The following is an 18332-nucleotide window of genomic DNA, read 5'->3' on the forward strand; positions in this document are numbered from 1 at the left end:
GCATTACCCTGCACTCGTCCGATGACCGATCACGAGGAGCCTCGATGCGTGTCGCCCTGTTCCTGACCTGCGTCAACGACACGCTCTATCCGGACACCGGGCGCGCCGTGGTGAAACTGCTGACCAGGCTGGGAGTCGAGGTCGACTTCCCGATGGCCCAGACCTGCTGCGGGCAGGCACACTACAACACCGGCTATCGCCATGAGGCCGAGCCGCTGGCCCGGCATTTCTCCGATGTATTCGGGGGGTACGAGGCGATCGTCACCCCGTCAGGGTCGTGCGGGGCGATGGTGCGGGAGCTGTATCCGCGCATGGGTGAGCGGGCGCGGGCCGAGGGGCGCGGGGACGCGCTCGCGGCGACGCTCGCGCCCGTGGTGCCGAAGACGTACGAGCTCACCGAGTTCCTGGTGGACGTGTTGGGGCTGACGGACGTCGGGGCCTACTACCCGCACAAGGTGACCTACCACCCCACCTGCCACGGGCTGCGCGGGCTGGGCCTCGGCGACCGGCCCGGGCGGCTGCTGCGGGCCGTCAAGGGGCTGGAGCTGGTGGAGTTGCCGGGTGCCGAGGAGTGCTGCGGCTTCGGCGGCACCTTCGCCCTGAAGAACTGCGATGTCTCGGCGGCGATGGGCGCGGACAAGGTGCGCAACGCCGAGTCGACGGGTGCCGACGTGCTGTGCGCGGCCGACAACTCCTGTCTGATGCACATCGGGGGCACGATGGCGCGGCTCGGCACCGGTGTGCGGCCGGTGCACATCGCGGAGATCCTGGCGAGCACGGAGGAGGAGCCGACGGCATGAGCGGGACGTTCGTCGGGATGCCGGCGTTTCCGAAGGCCGCACACGAGGCCGTGTACGACGCGACCCTGCGCGGCAATCTGCGGCACGCCACGCACACGATCCGCGCCAAGCGGGCGAAGGCCGTCGCGGAGGTGTCCGACTGGGCGGCGCTCCGGGAGGCCGGGAAGCGGATCAAGGACCATACCCTGCGTCATCTCGACCGCTACCTCGTGCAGTTGGAGGAGTCGGTCACGGCGGCGGGCGGCACGGTCCACTGGGCGGCCGACGCCGACGAGGCGAACAGGATCGTGGCGGACCTGGTGAAGGCGACCGGCGAGTCGGAGGTCGTCAAGGTCAAGTCGATGGCCACGCAGGAGATCGGGCTGAACGAGGCCCTGGAGGCGGAGGGCATCCGTGCCTACGAGACGGATCTCGCGGAACTCATCGTGCAGTTGGGCAAGGACCGGCCCTCGCACATCCTGGTCCCGGCGATCCATCGCAACCGGGGTGAGATCCGGGACATCTTCCTGCGGGAGATGGGCGGGTGGGGGCGCCCGGCGCCGGACGGCCTGACCGACACCCCCGCCGAACTCGCGGAGGCGGCCCGCCTCCACCTGCGCGAGAAGTTCCTGCGCGCCAAGGTCGGCATCTCGGGCGCCAACTTCATGGTCGCCGAGACCGGGACGCTGGTGGTCGTGGAGTCCGAGGGCAACGGGCGGATGTGCCTGACCCTGCCCAGGACGCTGATCTCGGTGGTCGGCATCGAGAAGACCGTGCCCACCTGGCGGGACCTGGAGGTGTTCCTGCAGACCCTGCCCCGTTCCTCCACCGCCGAGCGCATGAACCCGTACACCTCCATGTGGACCGGTACGACCGGCGAGGACGGGCCACGGGACTTCCACCTGGTCCTGCTCGACAACGGCCGCACGGACACGCTCGCCGACGAGGTCGGCCGCCAGGCCCTGCGCTGCATCCGCTGCTCGGCGTGCCTCAACGTGTGCCCGGTGTACGAGCGGGCGGGCGGGCACGCGTACGGCTCGGTCTACCCGGGCCCGATCGGCGCCATCCTCAGCCCCCAACTGCGGGGTGTGGCCAGTGAGATCGACGCCTCGCTGCCGTACGCGTCGTCGCTGTGCGGCGCCTGCTACGAGGTGTGCCCGGTCGCCATCGACATCCCCGAGGTGCTGGTGCATCTGAGGGAGCGGGTCGTGGAGGGCGGCGAGGTCACCTCGCGCGGCAACAAGGTGGTGCTGAAGCCCGCGAAGGGGCATGCCGCCGAGCGGGCCGCGATGCGTGCGGCGCGCTGGGCGTTCAGCCGGCCGGGGGCACTGCGGGCCGGTCAGCGGCTCGCCTCGCGCACCCGTCGCCTGCATCCGCGGTCGCTGCCCGGGCCGGGCAGGGCGTGGAGCGGGACCAGGGACCTGCCGGCGGTGCCGCGGGAGCCGTTCCGGGACTGGTGGCAGCGTACGAACGGCGGCAAGGAGACCGGGAAGTGAGCAGCAGGGAGCGGATCCTGGGCCGGGTGCGGCGCGCTCTGGCCGACGTACCGGAGGTGGAACGGCACGGCGACGAGCCGTACGAGCAGGCGGTGCCCCGCACCTATCTGCGCGCCCACGGGGAGCGCGGCGTCGAGGAGACGGTCGGTCTGCTGGCCGAGAACCTGGCGGACTACCGGGCCGTCGTGCACCGGTGCACGGAGGAGGAACTGCCCGGCCTGCTGATGCGGCTGCTCGCCGAGCGCGGCTCGCGCAGCGTGCTCGTCCCGCCGGGGTTGCCGCCGCACTGGCTCAAGGCGGTGGACGCGACCCGCGTCCCCGACCGTGCCGAGAGCACGCCGCACGAACTGGACCGTGTGGACAGCGTGGTGACGGGCTGCGCGGTGGCCGTCGCCGAGACCGGCACCATCGTCCTGGACGGCTCCCCCGACCAGGGGCGTCGCCGGATCACGCTCGTCCCCGACCACCACGTCTGTGTGGTACGGGTCCCCGAACAGGTCGTGGCGTCCGTGCCGCAGGCCCTCGAACGGCTCGATCCGGCCCGCCCGTCGACCTGGATCTCCGGGCCCTCGGCGACCAGCGACATCGAACTGGACCGGGTGGAGGGCGTGCACGGGCCGCGCACGCTGGAGGTGGTGCTGGTCGGCTGAGTCAGGTGTCTGAGATGTCCCGCGGCTCCAGGGGCCGTACCGCCGGGCCCTGCACCACCCGGCCGTCCGGGTCGAAGCGGGAGCCGTGGCAGGGGCACTCCCAGGCGCGTTCGGCGCGATTGAACGACACGATGCAGCCCAGGTGCGTGCACTTGGCGGAGACGGCGTGCAGCTTCCCGTCCTCGTCGCGGTGGACGGCGCAGCGCTTTCCTGAGACGTGGACGACGGCGCCGTCGCCCGGCTCGATGTCGTCCACCGACATGCGGGAGGGGCCGGGCAGGTGCTGGAGCCGGTCGCCGACGAAGTGGCGGGCCACGTCCGCCTGGTGCTTGACGAAGTCCATGCCCTCACGCAGGACGGGCGCCACGCGGCGCGGGTCGTACAGGTCGCTCCAGGTGTTGTCGCGGCCGGTGATCAGATCGCACAGCAGACGGCCCGCCATGATCCCGCTGGCCATTCCCCAGCCGCCGAAACCGGTGGCCACGTAGGTGTGCCTGCTGCCGGGGTGCAGCGGGCCCACGAGCGGCACCGAGTCGGTGGGGTCGGTGTCCTGGGTGGCCCACCGGTGAGTGAAGTCGAGGTCCCCGAAGCGCTCCACCGCCCAGGAGGACAGCGCGTCGAACCGTGCCCGGACGTCGCCGCCGGTGCCCGGCGTGAAGTGCTCACCGGTCACGATGAGCAGGCGCCTGCCGTCGTCGTAGGGCGCGGTGCGCACGGAGCGGGTGTTCTGCTCGGGGGTGATGTACATGCCGGCGGGTGCGGCGGTCGCCTCGACAGGGGCGGCGACCACGAGTTCGCGGCGGGTCGACAGCCGGGTGAACAGCAGCGCCCGGTCGAAGACCGGGTAGTGGGTGGCGACCACGACGGACCGCGCGCTCACCTTCACACCGTCCTCGGTGGTCAGCACGCAGGGCTCCCCCTCGGAGAGTCCGACCACGCGGGTGCGCTCGTGCACACGGCCTCCGAGTCGGCGCAGGTCCTCGACCAGTCCCAGCAGGTACTTGCGGGGGTGGAACTGCGCCTGCCCCTCGACCCGGACCGCACCGGCGACCGGGAACGGCAGGTCCGTGTCGGTGACGTACTCGGCGGCCAGGCCCGCCTCCCGGGCCGCGGCGGCCTCGGCCCGCAGCTCGTCGGTACGGTCGCCGTCCTCGGCGTAGGTGTACGCCGCCGTCCCCTCCCAGTCGCACTCGATGCCGAGGGCGTCCGCGGTCTCGGCGGCGTGCCGGATCGCGTCCGTCTGGGAGGCCGCGAACAGGCGGGCCCCGTCCTTGCCGCGGGTGCGGCGGAGCCGGTCGTAGATCAGGGTGTGCTGGGCGCTGACCTTGGCGGTGGTGTGCCCGGTGACGCCGGCGGCGACGCGGTCCGCTTCCAGCAGTGCGACGGAGTGGCCCCGGCGGGTCAGCTCCCAGGCGGTGCTGATCCCGGCGATGCCGGCGCCCACGACGGCGACCTCGACGGTCAGGTCGCCGTCCGGCGGGGGTGCGAGGTCGCCCGGCGGTGCCGTCTCGATCCAGTACGACGTGGGGGTACGGGCCTGATCGTCCATGGCTGCCGAGTTCCCCCGGACCGGCTGGGCCACACGACGGTACGCCGATCGGGCGACGACGCAGGTCAGCGGGCCGGGGCTGCCGTTGGGAACGGAAGGCACCGACCCTGCCCCGCCCCTCCCCTCCCCTCCCCTCCCCTCCCCTCCCCCCGACGGATGCCCCCTGGGGTGTCCCCAAGTACACCCGCCGATACGGGTTCTGCGCCCCATGTGGTCCCGTCGCCTTCTCCGTAGCTTCTACGGCAGGGCACAGGGGGTGCCGGACGGAGAGGGATGACTGTGTTTCGGACAGGCTCGCGACGTACGCACGACATGGGACCCGCCGCCGAAGCGCTCCGGCTGGTCAAGGTCACCAAGACCTACGGCACGCGGGAGAGTGCGGTGACCGCTCTGGACGCCGTCACGCTCGGTCTGGGGCGGGGCACGTTCACCGCGGTGATGGGGCCGTCGGGTTCCGGAAAGACCACGCTGCTGCACTGCGCGGCCGGTCTCGACCGGCCCGACAGCGGCATCGTGCGGGTGGACGGCACCGAGATGACCGGGGGTGGCGAGGCCGAGCTGACGAGGTTCCGGCGCGGCCGGATCGGGTTCGTGTTCCAGCAGTACAACCTGCTGGAGACGCTGACCGTCGCGCAGAACACGGTGCTGCCGCTCAAGCTGGCCGGGCAGCGCGTCGACCGCCGGCGGGCCGAGGAGGTCCTGGCGTCGGTCGGCCTCGGCGACCGGCTCGGTCACCGCCCCGACCAGTTGTCCGGCGGCCAGCGGCAGCGTGCCGCGATCGCCCGCGCCCTGGTGACCGAGCCCCGGGTGATCTTCGCGGACGAGCCGACGGGCGCCCTGGACACCCGCAGCGCCCGCGATGTGCTGCGCCTGCTCCAGCAGGCGGTGCGGGTGCACGGCCGCACCGTGGTGATGGTGACGCACGATCCGGTGGCCGCCTCCTACGCGGACTCGGTGCTGTTCCTGGCGGACGGCCGGCTGGCGGGCCGGACGGACGCGCCGACGGCGGACGCGGTGGCCGAGCGCCTCGCGCACCTCGGCGACGCCGTGGCGACGGAGGTGTGAGCGATGTTCTCCCTGGCCATGCGGTCGATCCGGCACCGCCCCGGGCGCTTCCTCGCCACCCTGCTGTCTTCGCTCCTGGGCGCGGCGATCATCATGACGTTCAACTCGCTGCACGACACGGCGGCGCAGGAGGGCGTCGACGCGACCAGCGCCGAGACGTTGTCCACCGCGGCCGGTGTCGTCGGCGGTTACGGCACCCTGCTGGTGTTCTTCGCCGTCGCCTCGGCTCTGACCGTCAACGTGCGTGGCCGCGCGGCCGAGTTGGCGCTGTTGCGCTGCTCGGGGGCGACACCTGCGCAGCTCAAGCGGATGGTGGTGGGCGAGGCGGTGGTCGTCGCGCTGGTGAGCGCGGCCCTGGCGGTCGGCCCCGCGATGCTGGGCGGTCGGGCGCTGCTGGAGGTGTTCCAGGACAGCGGCCAGGTCGCCGGGTCCGTGGACCACTCCTTCGGGCCGGTCGCATGTCTGACGGGCGTCACCATCACACTCCTTGCGTCGGCGGGTGCCGCCTTCCTCGCCGTGCGGCGGGCGACGCGGGGACACGAACGGCGGGGCCGGGCGCGGACGTTCCTCGCGTACGCCGCGCTGGTCACCGGAGCGGCGGCGGTCTGCTCCACCTTCGCGTTCTCGGCGACGGACGCCGCTCTGATGGCGCCGCCCGCGTACGGGGCGATCCTGCTGTCGGTGGGGCTCGCGCTGAGGGCGCCCCGGCTGCTGGAGGGCGTCCTCGACCGGCTGCCGCTGAACGGGGCGAGCGGCTGGCCGGCCGTACGGAACCTGCGCGCGCGAGCCGGCCGACTGGCCGGGATCCTGATGTCGCTGATCCTGTTCACGGCGGTGGCCACGGCCACCCTCACCATGCAGGCGGTGGAGAGCGACACGGTGGAGGCGCTGGGCATCACCAAGTCGGTCGACGCCAAGAACCTGGAGACCCTCAACTTCACCGTCGTCGGCATCATCGTGGTCTTCGTCTGCGTGATGCTGGTCAACTCGCTGTATGCGGCGACCGGTTACCGGATGCGGGAGTTCGGGCAGCAGCGGCTCGCGGGGGCGACCGAGGGGCAGGTGCTCGGGATGGTCGGGGTGGAGGGGCTGATCCTCACGGTCACGGGCGTCCTGTTCGGCGCCCTGGCCGCGCTGGCGGGGATCGTCCCGTTCACCGTGGTCCGCACCGATGACGTGCTGCCCGGCCAGGTCCTCGGTATCGGCGCGGCGGTCGTCGCGGTCGCGGCGGTGGTGACGCTGGGCACCTGCCTGGCGACGGCCCGGCGGATGCTGCGCACTCCCGCGGTCAGGGCGGTCGCGGTGGCGTCCTGACGCGGCCGCAGGACCTGGGGCGGCGGCTGCGGCGGCCCCTTCGGCTTCGGGGCCGGGACCGGGTGACAGAGCGGGTGAACAAGCGCTTAGATAGGTTCCTGTTCCCATGGTTGCCGTCGAGCGGGAGGCCCCGTGTTCACATCCGTCGACGACGTCTGCGCACGTCTGGCCGAGACCGGCTATCTGGCCTCGCCCGCGGTCGCCACGACCGTCTTCCTCGCCGACCGCCTCGGCAAGCCGCTGCTGGTGGAGGGCCCCGCGGGGGTCGGCAAGACCGAGCTCGCCAAGGCCGTGGCCGAGGTCGCCGGGGCGCGACTGGTGCGCCTGCAGTGCTACGAGGGGGTCGACGAGTCACGGGCGCTGTACGAGTGGAACCACGCCAAGCAGCTCCTGCGCATCAGCGCGGGCCGCGACGAGACATGGGACGAGACGCGCACGGACATCTTCAGCGAGGAGTTCCTGCTCACGCGGCCCCTGCTGACGGCCATCCGCGGGGACGACCCCAAGGTGCTGCTGATCGACGAGACGGACAAGGCCGACGTCGAGGTGGAGGGCCTGCTCCTGGAGGTGCTCAGCGACTTCCAGGTCACCGTCCCCGAACTGGGCACCATCACCGCGACCCGGCGCCCCTTCGTCGTCCTCACCTCCAACGCGAGCCGCGAGCTGTCCGAGGCGCTGCGCCGCCGCTGCCTGTTCCTGCACATCGGCTTCCCGGACGAGGGGCTGGAGCGCCGGATCGTACGGCTGAAGGTGCCGGGCCTGGACGAGGCGCTGGCCCGCTCGGTCGTCCGGGTCGTGAGCGCGTTGCGGGCGATGGACCTACGGAAGGTGCCGTCGGTCGCCGAGACCATCGACTGGGCCCGGACGCTGCTGGCGCTCGGCGCCGACAGCCTGGACGAGACGCTCGTACGGGACAGCCTCGGCGTGCTCCTCAAGCACCAGGACGACATCCTCAAGGCGACCGCCAAGCTCGACCTGGACACCCTGTGACCACGCCCGCGGGGGTCGCGGATCGGCTGACGTCCTTCGTCGGGGCGCTGCGCGCGCACGGCATCCGGATCGGCACGGCCGAGACGGTGGACGCGGCGCGCGCGATGGAGGCGCTCGGCCTCACGGACCGGGAGCTGCTGCGCGAGGGTCTGGCGGCGACGCTGTTGCACGGCCCTGGCGGGCGGCAGGTGTTCGATGCGGTCTTCGACCTGTACTTCCCGCGCGGGGTGGGCGGCCCCGAGCAGGAGGCCGCCGGACGGGACGACCTGCGCGACCGGCTGGCGGACGCGCTCGCCGCCGACGACCGGGCGATGCTGGGGCGGCTGGCGGTCGAGGCCGTCGACGGCTTCGGCGGGTACGGTTCCTCGCCGGAGTCGGACGGCTGGTCGTCGTACCAGGCGCTGGAGCGGCTGCGTCCGCAGACGCTGCTCGCCCGTGTGCGCGACGGGGTCCGCGGGCGGGGCGGGAGCGCGGGGTTCGCCGACCGGCTGCTGGAGGACGAGATCCGGCAGCGCATCGAGGTGTTCCGGGCGCTGGTGGCCGCGGAGGCGCGGCGCAGGGTCGCCGAGCGGCGCGGCCGGGACGAGATCGCCCGGCGGGCGGTGGCCCCGACCGCCGACCGCGTCGACTTCCTGTTCGCCGCGAAGCCCCAACTGGCCGAGCTGCGCAGGACGGTGCAGCCGCTCGCCCGCAAGCTCGCCACCCGGCTCGCCGCCCGTCGCCGCCGTGCCTCCCGGGGCACGATCGACCTGCGGCGGACCCTGCGCGGTTCGCTCTCCACGGGCGGGGTGCCGATGAAGCCGGTGCTGCGCAGGCGGCGTCCCGTGCGGCCCGAACTGGTGCTGCTGTGCGATGTGTCGGGCTCGGTGTCCGGGTTCTCGGACTTCACGATGCTGCTGGTGCAGGCGCTGCACGACCAGTTCAGCAAGGTGCGCGTGTTCGCCTTCGTCAACCGGATCGACGAGGTGACGGGGCTGCTGCGGCACGGCACCGCCGATCCGGAAGGGCTCGGTGCCCGCATCCAGGCGGAGGCCACGCTGACGGGCTGGCACGGCAGCAGCGACTACGGCATGGCGCTGGGCGAGTTCGCGGAGCGGCACGGCGACGCGGTCGGTCCGCGCACGACCGTCTTCGTCCTCGGTGACGCCCGTACGAACATGAGCGACCCGAACCTGCCGGCCGTCCGTCAGATCGCGCAACGGGCGCGCCGCGTCTACTGGTTGAACCCCGAGCAGCGCTCCCGCTGGGGCACGGGCGACTCCGCCGCTCCTGCCTACGCCGAGCTGGTGGAGATGCACGAGTGCCGCACGGTCCGGCAGCTCAGTGCGCTGGTGGCACGGCTGCTGCCGGTGTGAGCGCCGGGCTCCGCGTGTGACGTTGCGGAGGTGACCGCGGTGTGCAGCACCAGGAAGGTGGACCTGGTCCGCTCGCTCGGCGCGGCCCACGTCATCGACTACACGCGCGAGGACTTCACCCGGGCGGGCCGACGGTACGACGTCGTGCTGGACCTGGTGGGCAACCACTCGCTGACCGGGTTCCGGCGCGCGCTGGCTCCCACCTGCACGCTGGTGCTGTCCGGTGGCGGTGTCTACGAGGGCGGCAGCGTGCTCGGGCCGATGGGACTGTTCTTCAAAAGGCGCCTCGCGGCGCTTTTCACGCGCCGGCGGCTGCGCGAACTCCCGGCCGAGCAGACCAGGGCGAATCTCGCGACGCTGCGGGAACTGGCCGAGAGCGGCAGCATCGCCCCGGTCGTCGAGCGGACCTATCCGCTCAGCGAAGCGGCCGAGGCGATCCGGTACGTGCAGGTGGAGCACGCGCGCGCGAAAGTCGTCGTCACGGTGTGAGCCGTCGTCGCGCGGTCGTCGCCGCGCGAGGGTCGTCGGGTGGTCGTCGGGCCTACTTCTTCGCGTACTCCCTCGCCGTCTGCCCCTGGAAGTCGTAGAGCACGACCTGCTCGTCGCCCACGACCCACGCGTCGTGTCCGGGGGAGCAGACGAAGACGTCGCCGGGGCCGACCTCGGTCTCCCCGCCGTCGTCCATGCGGATGTGCATGTGTCCCTGGAGCACGTAGCAGTTGTGGTGCATCTGGCAGCTCTCGGTGCCCGCGATCGGGCCCACCGACTCGGTCCAGCGCCAGCCGGGCTCGAAGGTCGCCACGGCGAAGTCGAGGTCCGTCATATGGACGGCTTCCAGGTGCCCTTGCGGGAAATCACGCTGCTCGTCGGGCTTGTCGAGGGGCTTCACTTCCAACATGGCGCTCTCCCTTCCGGCCGCGGTCGTTCGCGGCCGGGGGCCGGTCTCCCCGGCGGCCCTGGGCACCGCCGTAGTAGGCGCCCGGTCCTCTACCCATCCATCCTCCGCCCGTCCACCGGGGGCCGCCATTCGGGGGAACGCCCGCTCAGCGCCCGTTCGCGCAGAGCTCGGCGAAGCGCGCCACGTCGACGTTGCCACCGGAGACGATCACCCCGACCCGGCGCGGGAGCGGGCCCGTCCGGCCGGTGAGCAGGGCGGCCAGCGGGGTGGCCCCACTGGGCTCGACGACGATCTTCAGCCGCTCGAAGGCGAACCGCATCGCGTCCCGGATCTCGTCGTCGCCGACCAGCGCGATCCCGTCGACGAGCCGCCGGTTGACGGAGAAGGTGAGCTCTCCCGGCGTGTGCAGGGCCTGGCCGTCGGCGATGGTGCGCGGCACCGGGACGCTCACGCGCCGCCCCGCCTCCAGGGACCGCTTGGTGTCGTCGCCTGCCTCCGGCTCGACACCGATCACCCGGGCGTCGGGACGCAGGCTCTTGACGACCGTGGCGCTGCCCGCGATCAGCCCGCCGCCGCCGACCGGCACGACCAGCTGGTCCAGCTCCCCCACCTCTTCGAGGAGTTCGAGGGCCGCGGTGCCCTGCCCTGCCATGACGTGCGGATGCTCGTAGGGCGGGATGAGGGCGAGGCCGCGCTCGGCGGCCAGGGCTTCCCCGATCGCGATGCGGTCGCCGGTGTAGCGGTCGTACGTGACGATCTCCGCGCCGTAGCCGAGGGTCGCCTCACGCTTGGACGGCGGGGCGTCCTCCGGCATGACGATCACGGCGGTGGTCCCGAGTTCCCGGGCGGCCAGGGCGACGGCCTGGGCGTGGTTCCCGGAGGAGTACGCGGCGATGCCCCGGGCCAGCTGCCTCGGGTCGAGCCGGGAGGCGGCGTTGTAGGCGCCGCGGAATTTGAACGCGCCGACGCGCTGGAAGTTCTCGCATTTGAGGAAGACCTCGGCGCCGACGCGTTCGTCGAGCGTGCGTGAGCGCAGCACCGGCGTGCGGTGTGCCACGCCCTTGAGGCGCGCGGCGGCATCGCGTACGTCGTCGAGGGTGATCGGCGGGGTGTCGGTCGTCACGCGGGTCCTCCGGGGGGTGTCTTGTCGGGGGCGGCGCGGTCCGCCGTCGAGGCGGTCCCGGCGCGCGCCTGGGACAGATAGCTGTAGGCGGAGGCGCGGGAGATGCCGAGCCGTGCCGCGACCTGTTCGATCGCGCGCCGCACGGCGAACACGCCCCGGGCGTCCAGGCCGCGGAACAGCTCCAGCCGCTGGGCGCGGTCGAGCGCCGCCCAGCTGCCGTTCTGCCGCAGCCGGTGGGCGTCGAGGATGGCGTCGACGACGGAGTCGATGTCGTTGCCGAAGGCGGTGACCGGCACCTCGGCCGGGTTCTCGCCGAGGCCGGCGAGGGCACCGAGCAGGGTGTGGGCCTCGCTCACCGCGGTGATGTCCAGGTTGACGCAGAGGGCGCCGAACACGGTGCCCGTGGAGTCCCGCAGCACCATCGTGGACGCCTTGACCAGCTTGCCGTCACGGGTCCGGGTCACGTAGTTCAGCTCGTCGCGCGCCTCGTCCCCGCGGGCGACGATCCGCATGCCGATCTCGCTCATCGCCCCGCCCACGGCCCGCCCGGTCACCGAACCGGCCACCGCCACGACGGACGTCTCCGGCCGCCGGTAGTCATGCAGCACCACCTCGCACATCGGCCCGAACGTCGCCACGAGCCCGTCGACGACCGGCCTCAGCGTCGCGACGATCGCGTCCCGCTCGGATTCCAGCGCGGCCGACATCACTCACTCTCCCGTCACCTCGGTCCCGGCTTCCTCCGCCGAGCCGACTTCTAGACTACACGTCCAACGCCTGTACGCACAGTCCAAACACGGGACGGCCGCCCGCCCGGCGACAACCGGCTCGCCCGGCGGCGCAGTTGACCCCAGCACCCCACGGACTTTCACCGGGCGCCGCGACCGGTGACACCCGCGCCGGCCCGCGGCCCGTCGCGTCAGGCGGTCCCGTCGGCCGCCGCCCGCCGCCAGGCAGCGTCCCGCAGCAGGCGCAGCCCGTTCAGGCCGACGAGGACCGTGGAGCCTTCGTGGCCCGCGACGCCGAGCGGCAGCGGCAGGGTGCCGACCAGGTCCCAGGTGACGAGGCCGGCGATGAACACCCCGGCGATGACCAGGTTCTGCACCACCAGGTTCCGGGCCCGGCGGGAGAGGGCCACGGTGGTGGGGACGGCGGCGAGTTCGTCGCGGACGATCACCGCGTCGGCGGTCTCCAGGGCCAGGTCCGAGCCGGCCCGGCCCATGGCGACACCGATGTGGGCGGCGGCCAGGGCGGGCGCGTCGTTGACGCCGTCCCCGACGACGAGCACCTTGCGGCCCGCACCGGCCATCTCCTTGACCGCGGCCATCTTGTCCTGCGGCAGCAGCCCGGCACGGACGTCCTCGATACCGGCTTCCGCGGCGAGGTGGGCGGCGGCACGGGGATTGTCGCCGGTGAGCAGGGCCGGAGCGGTGCCGGTGAGGGCCGTGAGGGCCCTGACGGTGGCGGCGGCGTCGGGTCGCGGCCGGTCCGCGATGCCGAGCAGCCCGGCGGGGGTGCCGTCGACGACCACGAGGACGGCGGTACGGCCGGACTGTTCGAGTTCCTCGGCGAGTGCGGCCACCGGGCTCGCCGCCCCGCGGGTGTCGTCGAGCAGGTGGGCCGGGGCGCCCACCTCGACCGTGCACCCGCCGACGACGGCGCTCACGCCGACGCCGGGCGTGGAGGCGAAGCCCTGCGCCGCGGGCAGGTCGAGGCGACGTTGGCGCGCCGCGTCCACGACGGCACGGGCGAGCGGGTGTTCACTGGGGTGCTCGGCGGCCGCGGCGAGCCGCAGCAACTCCTCCTCGGCCCAACCGCCGCCGGGCAGCGGCCGTACGTCGGTGACACGCGGTGTGCCCTCGGTGAGGGTGCCGGTCTTGTCCAGCGCGACGGCGTCGACCTGGCCGAGCCGTTCCATCACCACCGCCGACTTCACCAGCACACCGTGCCGGCCGGCGTTGGCGATGGCCGACAGCAGGGGCGGCATGGTGGCCAGGACGACCGCGCACGGGGAGGCCACGATCATGAAGGTCATGGCGCGCAGCAGGGCTTCGGAGAACGCCTCGCCGAAGGCGAGGGGGACGCCGAACACGGCGAGCGTCGCGGCCACCATGCCCAGCGAGTAGCGCTGTTCGACCTTCTCGATGAACAGCTGGGTGGGCGCCTTCGTCTCGGACGCCTCCTCCACCATGCGGACGATCCGGGCGATCACGGAGTCGGAGGCGTCACGTTCCACCCGGACGCGCAGTGCGCCGGTGCCGTTGAGGGTGCCCGCGTACACCTCGTCGTCCGGCTGCTTCGCCGCGGGGAGCGGTTCTCCGGTGATGCTCGCCTGGTCGACCTCGCTGGTTCCCTCCAGGACCCGGCCGTCCGCTCCGACGCGTTCGCCGGGACGGACGAGGACGGTGTCGCCGACCGCCAACTCCTCGACGGGCACGGTCTCTTCGGCACCGTCGGCGGCGATCCGGGTGGCCGTGGCGGGAGCCAGGTCGAGCAGGCCGCGCACCGAGTCGGCGGTGCGGGCGGTGGCCAGCGCCTCCAGGGCGCCGGAGGTCGCGAAGATCACGATCAGCAGCGCCCCGTCCATCACCTGCCCGATCGAGGCGGCGCCGAGCGCGGCGACGACCATCAGCAGATCGACGTCGAGGGTCTTGTCCTTGAGCGCCTTGAGGCCCTCCCAGCCCGGTTCCCAGCCACCCGTGGCGTACGACAGCGCGTACAGAGGCACCCAGGTCCAGGCCGGCGCTCCGGTCAGCTGCAGGGGCAGCGCGAGCAGGAACAGCGCGGTGGCGGCCACGGCCCAGCGGACCTCCGGCAGTGCGAGGAGCCGGGTGCGGCCGCGGGGAGCGGTCCCGGAGCGCACGGACGTGGCTTGGCCGGCCGGTGGCCGGGTGAGCGTGGAAGTCATGTCCCGCACGATACAGGAATGAATGAAGACTCATTCATGTCTTCAGCTCAGGGGCTTCGCCCCGCGTCGGAAACCCTTATCGAGAACTCACCTTCCGCCCTCAGGGCGCGGCCACCTCGTCAAGGAGCTGCGGACCGTTGTTGCGCACGCTGTTGACGGCGGGCGAGACGGGCCGGGCGTTCAGGTGCCCGCCGGCCGGCGGGGAGAGCAGCGCACGCAGGTCGCCGGTGTCCCGGTGGTGGGGATCGAGCCAGGCGTCGTAGTGGTCCGGGGTGAGCGCGAGCGGCATCCGAGGGTGGATGCGGCCGGCCGCGTCGGTGGCCTCGGTGGTGATGATCGTGCAGGTCAGCAGCCAGGCGGCGGGGTCGGCGGCATCCTTGACGCGCGGGTCGCGCCAGTACTCGTACAGACCGGCGAGGGCCATCACCTGCCCGTCCTCCGGGTGGATGAAGTACGGCTGCTTGCGGACCTTGCCCGACGTGCCGTCCTTGATCTCGTCCCACTCGTAGAACCCGTCGGCCGGGAGCAGGCAGCGGCGTTTGGCGAAGGCACGGCGGAAGGCGGGCTTCTCGTGCACGGTCTCCACCCGCGCGTTGATCAGCCTCGCACCGATCTTCGTGTCCTTCGCCCAGGAGGGCACCAGGCCCCACCGCAGCGGTCGCAGCCCGCGACGCGCCGGCTCGTCCTCGCCCGCGTCGCGCGGCGTGCGCTCCAGGACCGCGTACACCTCGTCGGTGGGCGCCACGTTCCAGCTGGGCGCCAGGGTCTCCTCCGGGCGCCAGTCGGACACCCGGAACAGCCGGGCCAGGTCCTCGGGGCTGCGGGTGGAGGCATAGCGGCCGCACATACCGCCACTGTGCCACGGTCCGCCCGGACGGTCCTCACAGGCTGGTCAGCACCTGCGCGACAGATTCTTGATCATGGGGACGGCCCGGCGCGGCTGCCGCAGGGTCTGCGGAGGCAAACGGAGGTCAGGCGCGCAGTCCGTCGTCCCTGGTGGCCTGTGCGGCCTGGGCGAGCATCTCTCAGAGCAGGGAGTTCGAAACGATCTTGAAGTCCTGGGGGCTCGGCCCCTGCATTCCGGAGGGACGCGCGCTGTTCTGCCAGCGGCAGAACAGCGGCCGGGCCGGGATCGACGATCACTACAGTCCGGTCTCATGACGGCGATCACGACGCGTACGGTCGAGTACCCGGCGGACGGTTTGACGATGATCGGGCACCTCGCGCTCCCGGCCGGTATCGACCGCCGGCCCGCAGTGCTGCTCGGACCAGAGGGCATGGGGCTCAGCGACGTCGAGCGCCGCCGGGCCGATGCTCTCGCCGAGCTGGGATACGTGGCGCTGGCCTTCGACCTTCACGGCGGGCGCTATCTGGGCGACCCCGAGGAGATGCTGGCCCGTTGTATGCCACTGCTCGCTGATCCCGACCGGATGCGGCGCATCGGCCACGCGGCACTCGACGAGTTGCGCACCGAACCGCGGACCGACCCCGACCGGATCGCCGCCATCGGCTACGGCACGGGGGGAGCCATCGCGCTGGAACTCGGGCGCGACGGCGTGAACCTGCGCGCGATCGGGACAGTCAACGCAACTACCACGGGCCGACCGGGCGAGGCAGCGCGCATCCGCTGCCCGGTGTGGGCCGGAGTCGGATCGGAAGACCCGATCATGCCGCCCTCACAACGAAACGCGTTCACCGCCGAGATGCAGGCCGCAGGCGTCGACTGGCGCCTCGCGGTCTACGGCGGCGCCTCGCACGCCTTCCACCACCCGCCGGTCGACCACCCCACGGTCCCCGGCGTCGGCTACCACCCACAGCACGCACAGCGAGCATGGCGCGACGTAGTCGACCTGCTCGCCGAGTGCCTGCCCGTGACGGAGGATCTGCGGGCATGACCCAGGCAAACGGCCTGGCGCCATGCATGCGGGTGTTCACGAGCGCTGATGAGCTGCGCTGACAAGAGGTGCTGAAGACCGTTCCCCAACGGGCGGCAAGGGCTGTCCGCGATGCACTGCAGGCTTACGTGGCAACTGATCAGTCCTTGGATGGTGATCTTCCTGGGCTGGGCGGCTCGTACACTGACGAAAATGGAGGACCACACGGCCACCGGGATCGGTGCACGTCCGGCGCCCCCCTTGCGGCAGTACGTCGACTCGTATGTCGGCTTCGACCTCCGCGGGCTCCCGACGGGGGTGCACTGCGGCCCGCCGAGCCGCGCGCTCACTGCGGTGATCAGCCTGTCAGATCCTTTGGAGGTGGCGGCGGGCGTCGACGACGGGTCACCGGTCACCCGATTCGGCAGTGTGGCCGGCGGTCTGATGTGCCGGTCCGTCGCGATTCACCACGACGGACGCCAGCAAGGTGTTCAGGTATCGCTGACACCGCTCGGGGCCCGGGCCATCTACGGCATGCCCGCCGCCGAGCTCGCGCACCGACTGGTCCCACTTGACGAGCTCCTCGGAACGCTTGCCGTCGAGCTGGTCGACCGGCTCCGATCGGCGACAACATGGGCGGCGCGGTTCACCGCACTGGACGAATTGCTCCTCCGAGCTGTCGGCCGCGGCGTCTGCGGCGACCATGTGCGCTGGGTGCGCCCCGAGGTAGCCGAGGCGTGGCGCCGCCTCGTCGCCGCGCGCGGTTGCGTCCAGGTCGGTGCGGTCGCCGCGGAACTCGGCTGGAGCCGTCGGTACCTCACCGAACGGTTCCGCGGTGAGGTGGGCCTGTCGCCGAAGACCTTCGCCCGGGTATTGCGCTTCGAGCACGCGCACGAACTGGCGGCGGCGCAGGACCCGCTCCCGTGGGGCGATGTGGCAGCCGTCTCCGGCTACGCCGACCAGGCCCATCTCGTTCGGGACTGGCGCCAGTTCACGGGCCGATCCCCGACGGCCTGGCGCCGCAGCGAAGTCCTCCTCGGAGCCGGGTAGCGGCCAACCGTCCGCCCGTCGCGTCGGCTCTTCCCATTTCTTCAAGACCGCCCGACCGCTGCCGTGGACGATCGTCGGCATGAGACTCGTCAACCACGAACGCAATGCCATGGACCTGCGGACCACCCCCGTGCACCTCGGACTGGGATCGAGAGCGAAACCCGTCGAGGGCTTCACCTGGGACCCGGAGGTGCTCCAGGCCTACGGCGCCGCGGTCGCGGCAGACGGCGCCGAGGGGCGGATGGTGATGATCTTCGACGGCGAGGGGCTCGGCGACCATTGGGAGAGCCACCCTGCAGGCGACGAACTCGTCGTTTGCCTCACCGGGTCCGTGACGGTCACCCGCGACGTGGACGGGGTGCCCGACCGCGTTCTGCTCGGGCCGGGCGAGGCCACCATCAACCCGGCCGGGGTATGGCACGTGGTCGACATGGAGGGGCCGACGTCCATCCTGGCCATCACTGCGACCCTCGGCACCGACCACCGTCCTCGGACCGACACCCGCCCGACCGAACACGTCGGCACGCCCAGCCCGGAGGAAGCGCCGTGACGACACGCATCGCGTGCCTCGGCGACAGCCTCACCCGCGCGCAGTTCAGCGTCGACTACCTGGATCTTCTCGGACGACGCCACCGTCCCGGTGACGTGCAGCTTGCCCGTTTCGGCGTCAACGGCGACTTCGCCTACAACCTCTTGCAGCGCCTCGATGCCGTCGTCACGAACCCACCCGATGTGATCACCGTGTTGATCGGGACCAACGACGCCCGAGCGAGCCTTGCCGGCTACCCCGTCGAGCAGGCCATGAAGCGCAAACAGCTCCCCGATCGCCCCTCGGCAGGCTGGTTCCAACAGTGCCTGGGAGCCGTCGTCGCACGGCTGCGAGCGGAGACCGACGCGACGATCGGTCTGCTGTCGCTACCGGTGCTCGGCCAACAACTCGACGGAGCAGCGGCACAGGCATCCCAGGTGTACAGCCGGATGATCGCCGAGGTCGCCGCCACCAACGACGTGGCCTACGTTCCGCTCCACGAACGCCAGATCGAGGAACTGCGCCAAGCGGACCCGCCGCCGATTTCCTACCGGGAGGTGACGCCCGCAGCGACCGTCGGCGTCCTCGTCCAGCACGCAGTGCTGCGCCGCAGCCTCGACACGATCTCGCGGCGGCGAGGTCTCGTGCTCACGACCGACCACATCCACCAGAACAGTCGCGGCGCCAACCTTATCGCTGAGGTCATCGACGCCGGTCTGCTGACCCGGACCGCGTAGCCGGTTCCGGCGCCC

17 protein-coding genes and 1 pseudogene are annotated in these 18332 nt (G+C 72.2%); 12 read left to right on the plus strand and 6 right to left on the minus strand.

All coding sequences use genetic code 11. The annotated features are described in order from the left end of the window. Positions 1-44 precede the first annotated feature (44 nt). Genes ACWCPI_RS08410 through ACWCPI_RS08420 form a run of 3 tightly spaced genes read left to right on the plus strand, consistent with a single transcriptional unit; the run spans position 45 to position 2925 of the window. Positions 45-800 carry a (Fe-S)-binding protein gene (locus ACWCPI_RS08410; protein WP_451037361.1) on the plus strand — a complete coding sequence of 252 codons (756 nt, stop codon included), beginning with the start codon at positions 45-47 and terminating at the stop codon, positions 798-800. Continuing rightward, the gene (locus ACWCPI_RS08415) at positions 797-2275 is read left to right on the plus strand and encodes a LutB/LldF family L-lactate oxidation iron-sulfur protein (protein WP_451037362.1); all 1479 of its coding nucleotides are present in this window, start codon (positions 797-799) and stop codon (positions 2273-2275) included. The genes ACWCPI_RS08410 and ACWCPI_RS08415 overlap by 4 nt, the downstream gene beginning before the upstream one ends. Next, a complete protein-coding gene (locus ACWCPI_RS08420; protein ID WP_451037363.1) occupies positions 2272-2925 on the plus strand; it encodes a LutC/YkgG family protein in 654 nt (217 codons plus the stop codon). The genes ACWCPI_RS08415 and ACWCPI_RS08420 overlap by 4 nt, the downstream gene beginning before the upstream one ends. A 1-nt stretch (position 2926) precedes the next feature. Here ACWCPI_RS08420 and ACWCPI_RS08425 read toward each other — a convergent pair whose 3' ends face one another. After that, positions 2927-4474, minus strand: a complete 1548-nt coding sequence (locus ACWCPI_RS08425; protein ID WP_451037364.1) for an FAD-dependent oxidoreductase — start codon at positions 4472-4474, stop codon at positions 2927-2929. 273 nt (positions 4475-4747) lie between these two features. Here ACWCPI_RS08425 and ACWCPI_RS08430 point away from each other — a divergent pair, with 273 nt between their 5' ends. The 5 genes and pseudogenes from ACWCPI_RS08430 to ACWCPI_RS08450 form a co-directional block, all read left to right on the plus strand. Next, positions 4748-5539 carry an ABC transporter ATP-binding protein gene (locus ACWCPI_RS08430; protein WP_451037365.1) on the plus strand — a complete coding sequence of 264 codons (792 nt, stop codon included), beginning with the start codon at positions 4748-4750 and terminating at the stop codon, positions 5537-5539. Positions 5540-5542: 3 nt separating this feature from the next. Further along, positions 5543-6853, plus strand: a complete 1311-nt coding sequence (locus ACWCPI_RS08435) for an FtsX-like permease family protein (RefSeq protein ID WP_451037366.1) — start codon at positions 5543-5545, stop codon at positions 6851-6853. A 132-nt stretch (positions 6854-6985) separates the two neighbouring features. After that, positions 6986-7843 carry an AAA family ATPase gene (locus ACWCPI_RS08440; RefSeq protein WP_451037367.1) on the plus strand — a complete coding sequence of 286 codons (858 nt, stop codon included), beginning with the start codon at positions 6986-6988 and terminating at the stop codon, positions 7841-7843. Next, positions 7840-9198, plus strand: coding sequence for a vWA domain-containing protein (locus ACWCPI_RS08445; RefSeq protein WP_451037368.1), 1359 nt, complete (start codon positions 7840-7842; stop codon positions 9196-9198). Before ACWCPI_RS08440 ends, ACWCPI_RS08445 begins: the two co-directional genes overlap by 4 nt. Before the next feature lie 24 nt (positions 9199-9222). Then, positions 9223-9687, plus strand: a pseudogene (locus ACWCPI_RS08450) (zinc-binding dehydrogenase); the annotation flags it as partial. A gap of 52 nt (positions 9688-9739) precedes the next feature. On the opposite strand, the gene ACWCPI_RS08455 reads toward ACWCPI_RS08450, so the two are convergent. From ACWCPI_RS08455 to ACWCPI_RS08475, 5 genes are all read right to left on the minus strand, one after another. Then, a complete protein-coding gene (locus tag ACWCPI_RS08455) occupies positions 9740-10096 on the minus strand; it encodes a cupin domain-containing protein (protein WP_451037369.1) in 357 nt (118 codons plus the stop codon). A gap of 145 nt (positions 10097-10241) precedes the next feature. Next, complete coding sequence (locus ACWCPI_RS08460) at positions 10242-11219, minus strand: threo-3-hydroxy-L-aspartate ammonia-lyase (RefSeq protein ID WP_451037370.1); 978 nt, start codon at positions 11217-11219, stop codon at positions 10242-10244. Further along, the gene (locus ACWCPI_RS08465; protein ID WP_451037371.1) at positions 11216-11926 is read right to left on the minus strand and encodes a helix-turn-helix transcriptional regulator; all 711 of its coding nucleotides are present in this window, start codon (positions 11924-11926) and stop codon (positions 11216-11218) included. The genes ACWCPI_RS08460 and ACWCPI_RS08465 overlap by 4 nt, the downstream gene beginning before the upstream one ends. A 212-nt stretch (positions 11927-12138) precedes the next feature. Further along, complete coding sequence (locus ACWCPI_RS08470) at positions 12139-14127, minus strand: heavy metal translocating P-type ATPase (RefSeq protein WP_451037372.1); 1989 nt, start codon at positions 14125-14127, stop codon at positions 12139-12141. Between the two features lie 100 nt (positions 14128-14227). After that, positions 14228-14974 (minus strand): SOS response-associated peptidase, encoded by a 747-nt coding sequence (locus ACWCPI_RS08475; RefSeq protein WP_451037373.1) that lies wholly within the window; start codon positions 14972-14974, stop codon positions 14228-14230. Positions 14975-15284: 310 nt separating this feature from the next. Here ACWCPI_RS08475 and ACWCPI_RS08480 point away from each other — a divergent pair, with 310 nt between their 5' ends. From ACWCPI_RS08480 to ACWCPI_RS08495, 4 genes are all read left to right on the plus strand, one after another. Further along, complete coding sequence (locus ACWCPI_RS08480) at positions 15285-16022, plus strand: dienelactone hydrolase family protein (RefSeq protein WP_451037374.1); 738 nt, start codon at positions 15285-15287, stop codon at positions 16020-16022. A 192-nt stretch (positions 16023-16214) separates the two neighbouring features. Continuing rightward, a complete protein-coding gene (locus tag ACWCPI_RS08485; RefSeq protein ID WP_451037375.1) occupies positions 16215-17051 on the plus strand; it encodes a helix-turn-helix domain-containing protein in 837 nt (278 codons plus the stop codon). Positions 17052-17130: 79 nt separating this feature from the next. Beyond that, on the plus strand, positions 17131-17601 hold the full coding sequence (locus ACWCPI_RS08490) for a cupin domain-containing protein (RefSeq protein WP_451037376.1): 471 nt from the start codon (positions 17131-17133) through the stop codon (positions 17599-17601). Beyond that, the gene (locus ACWCPI_RS08495) at positions 17598-18317 is read left to right on the plus strand and encodes an SGNH/GDSL hydrolase family protein (protein WP_451037377.1); all 720 of its coding nucleotides are present in this window, start codon (positions 17598-17600) and stop codon (positions 18315-18317) included. The genes ACWCPI_RS08490 and ACWCPI_RS08495 overlap by 4 nt, the downstream gene beginning before the upstream one ends. Positions 18318-18332 lie beyond the last annotated feature (15 nt).

The sequence above is a fragment of the Streptomyces sp. NPDC001920 genome, assembly GCF_053594495.1.

Bases quoted from the DNA above. Each gene is read 5' to 3' on its own strand.
- ACWCPI_RS08415 (WP_451037362.1), top strand. From the start codon at position 797: ATGAGCGGGACGTTCGTCGGGATGCCGGCGTTTCCGAAGGCCGCACAC.
- ACWCPI_RS08435 (WP_451037366.1), top strand. From the start codon at position 5,543: ATGTTCTCCCTGGCCATGCGGTCGATCCGGCACCGCCCCGGGCGCTTC.
- ACWCPI_RS08475 (WP_451037373.1), bottom strand. From the start codon at position 14,974: ATGTGCGGCCGCTATGCCTCCACCCGCAGCCCCGAGGACCTGGCCCGG.
- ACWCPI_RS08410 (WP_451037361.1), top strand. From the start codon at position 45: ATGCGTGTCGCCCTGTTCCTGACCTGCGTCAACGACACGCTCTATCCG.
- ACWCPI_RS08455 (WP_451037369.1), bottom strand. From the start codon at position 10,096: ATGTTGGAAGTGAAGCCCCTCGACAAGCCCGACGAGCAGCGTGATTTC.
- ACWCPI_RS08430 (WP_451037365.1), top strand. From the start codon at position 4,748: ATGACTGTGTTTCGGACAGGCTCGCGACGTACGCACGACATGGGACCC.
- ACWCPI_RS08425 (WP_451037364.1), bottom strand. From the start codon at position 4,474: ATGGACGATCAGGCCCGTACCCCCACGTCGTACTGGATCGAGACGGCA.
- ACWCPI_RS08480 (WP_451037374.1), top strand. From the start codon at position 15,285: ATGACGGCGATCACGACGCGTACGGTCGAGTACCCGGCGGACGGTTTG.
- ACWCPI_RS08465 (WP_451037371.1), bottom strand. From the start codon at position 11,926: ATGTCGGCCGCGCTGGAATCCGAGCGGGACGCGATCGTCGCGACGCTG.
- ACWCPI_RS08490 (WP_451037376.1), top strand. From the start codon at position 17,131: ATGAGACTCGTCAACCACGAACGCAATGCCATGGACCTGCGGACCACC.
- ACWCPI_RS08485 (WP_451037375.1), top strand. From the start codon at position 16,215: ATGGAGGACCACACGGCCACCGGGATCGGTGCACGTCCGGCGCCCCCC.
- ACWCPI_RS08470 (WP_451037372.1), bottom strand. From the start codon at position 14,127: ATGACTTCCACGCTCACCCGGCCACCGGCCGGCCAAGCCACGTCCGTG.